At 45.4% G+C, this 2,384-nt stretch carries 2 protein-coding genes; both read right to left on the bottom strand.

Annotated elements, in window-relative coordinates; all coding sequences use genetic code 11:
- Window positions 1-1,119: AAA family ATPase (locus J8M00_RS27880; protein ID WP_211013631.1), on the bottom strand; the 1,119-nt coding region annotated here is incomplete at its 3' end.
- The coding region (locus J8M00_RS27875; protein WP_211013630.1) for a Mu transposase C-terminal domain-containing protein at window positions 1,112-2,384 on the bottom strand (1,273 nt) is incomplete at its 5' end. The genes J8M00_RS27875 and J8M00_RS27880, both read right to left, overlap by 8 nt.

Genomic DNA, 2,384 nt, shown 5'->3' with positions numbered 1-2,384 from the left:
GAGCCTTGAATTTCCCTCTACCCTTTTATGCAACCACTGCCACCATTGCTCGTCATCGGACTCAAGCGGCACAGTGCCTTGGGTAAGCTCATTGAATAAGTTTCTGATATCCTCAATTGGCACCTCACCAATCGGCTTTGGCCAAAAACACACACGAGAAGAGATCAACTCATAACGTTCGTTGGTTTGCAGCTTATCGACCAGCTGAATATTGCCAATCAAACACACCCCAACTTTTGCAGCATCCGAAATGGTCCTCAGTGGATCTAACGCGCTTGGCTTACACTTGTCCGCCTCATCTAACAAAATGATGCGCTCGGTGTTTTCGATGGTTCTAACAATGTTCTCGATGTTTTTGGCAACACTCGGTTTTCGGGGTAAACCTAACGAGGTGCACAGTGATTCAATCACTTGCTTACTGGTCGTTTGCTCACTGCCAACAATCAGTATTGCAAGTGGGTTTTCTTCGCAGTAGCGCTCTAGCCCTTTGCTTTTACCAATGCCAGCTTGGCCCGCGACAACCGCAAAGCGCCGTCTTGCTTTGGCATGCTCACACGCCATGGTTATCACCTTAGCGACACTGGTTGGCACAAAAGGCACCTCGCCGTATCGAATTGTAATAATCGGTCTTTCATCAGTAACGTTATCGTCTGCGGTATCAGTACCTGCGGGTGCAACAATGGCGTATATGTCATGCAAGTACTTAGTTGGGCTCGCAGCATACTTACCAGATAACAACTGACTAACCGTCGAAGGAGACTTATTGATCTTCTTTGCAATGTAAGTGCTATTTACACCTTGGTTTGCAATGTCTTCGTCAGTCATGCGCTTTTTAATACGGGCCACAATCAACTTATCATTAGCGTTGTAGCAATCAGCAAAACCACTTTCTTTACCAAATTCTTTGGGGTCAAAGTCACCAAAAAAGTGCGCCCACAATACACTTAACAGCTTTTTAGGGTTTACTGGCGATTCACCATTTAGTACTGAGTTAACCTGGTTTAAGTCATAACCTAGGCAGTAGTCTTCTGGTCCTAGGGCGTAAAACTCAATTTCTTCGTTAATGAGCTTTACTTGAATTTGTTGTTCTTCGCTGTAATGGCTGGTGAACTTATTCATGAATGTCTCCTAAATCTAATGGGTATTCGTTTTTAACGGGTGCAACGTGATCAACCTCAAAATCTGAGAGGTCCATGTTTAATATTTCAGGTTCAATTTCAGGAATGGCTTGAACGTCTGCGGCCAGTTCTTCAACCTCGTCCACGTCAATCACACGTTTTTGGTCGGCTCTTGCACGCTTTTCAGAAAGCTGGTTTTGAATGCGCTTTTCTTGACCTTGCAGCCGCTTAAGGTCGGTTTCTTCAATCCGGCTTGTTGGCAATGCCTCAACCTTGTGTTTAATGCGGCAGTTCATAATGAATTCGCCAGATTGCTCATACAGCACAAGGTACGTGTCGTCGTGCAAGTCATAACCAGCAACCAACTCTTTACCGTTAAATTGAAATAAGTAGTCAGCGGTATAAACACGCTTATGCAATTTGATTTGGCCGCGTGCTACTTTCACTTTGGCTCTGGGCAGTACCACAAAATCAGTGATTGCAGGCTGCTCTTGAATTAGCCCTTCTTCCCATACTTGCTTGCGGGTTTTGCCTTTAATCTCTGGGTGTGGGCTGTTGTGGTAGTGCTCTAAAAACGCTTTAAACTCAGTAATCCATTGCTCTAAAGATGGCAGCTCACGCTTGCCTTTTTTCACATCGTTCAGCAGCTTGAGCTTTTCGCGCTCGTTATGGTCTGGGCCGCAGTAGCTTTCAAAGCGCTTGCCCACGTGCTCTTCCATATGTTTAAAAAAGCGTTCTATCCACTTAGCACGTGCATTTCCGGGTATGGCAAAAATGACCTCAATATCAAATTGCGCATACACACCGCAACATTCATCAGACATCATTTTTGACCTATAACCACTACCGTTATCGACATACAACATGCTAGGAATGTGTTGATGGTTTTTAATCGAACGGGTTAACGCCGTCATGGTTGCAATGGCATTTTCAGACTCACTAATCTCCCAGCCAACAATGCAGCGGCTTGCAACATCTTGAAACGCGGTGAGCTCAAAGCGCCATGCTCTACCTGTTTTTGGGTGTGCTACATACACGTCTACTTGGTGGCCGTCGGCATTGTAAATAAAGCCAGGTGCAATATGCTCAGTGGAGCGAATGATAAAGTCTTTGTGCTTTTCACGATAAAGCTTTGCGCCCATGCGGTAAGGGCTTTGTGGGCCAAGCTCGTGTGGCATACTATTAATAAAGCGTCTAACCTGGCTTGCAGTTGCGTCAAAACCGAGCTTTTTTAAGTCTTCGGCAACCAGTGCAAAACTGGGCGAG

The sequence above is a fragment of the Pseudoalteromonas luteoviolacea genome, from assembly GCF_018100925.1.
Classification (GTDB): Bacteria; Pseudomonadota; Gammaproteobacteria; order Enterobacterales; family Alteromonadaceae; genus Pseudoalteromonas; species Pseudoalteromonas obscura.
Note: the sequence above shows the minus strand (reverse complement) of the source record. Positions and strands in the feature narration are given on the sequence as shown.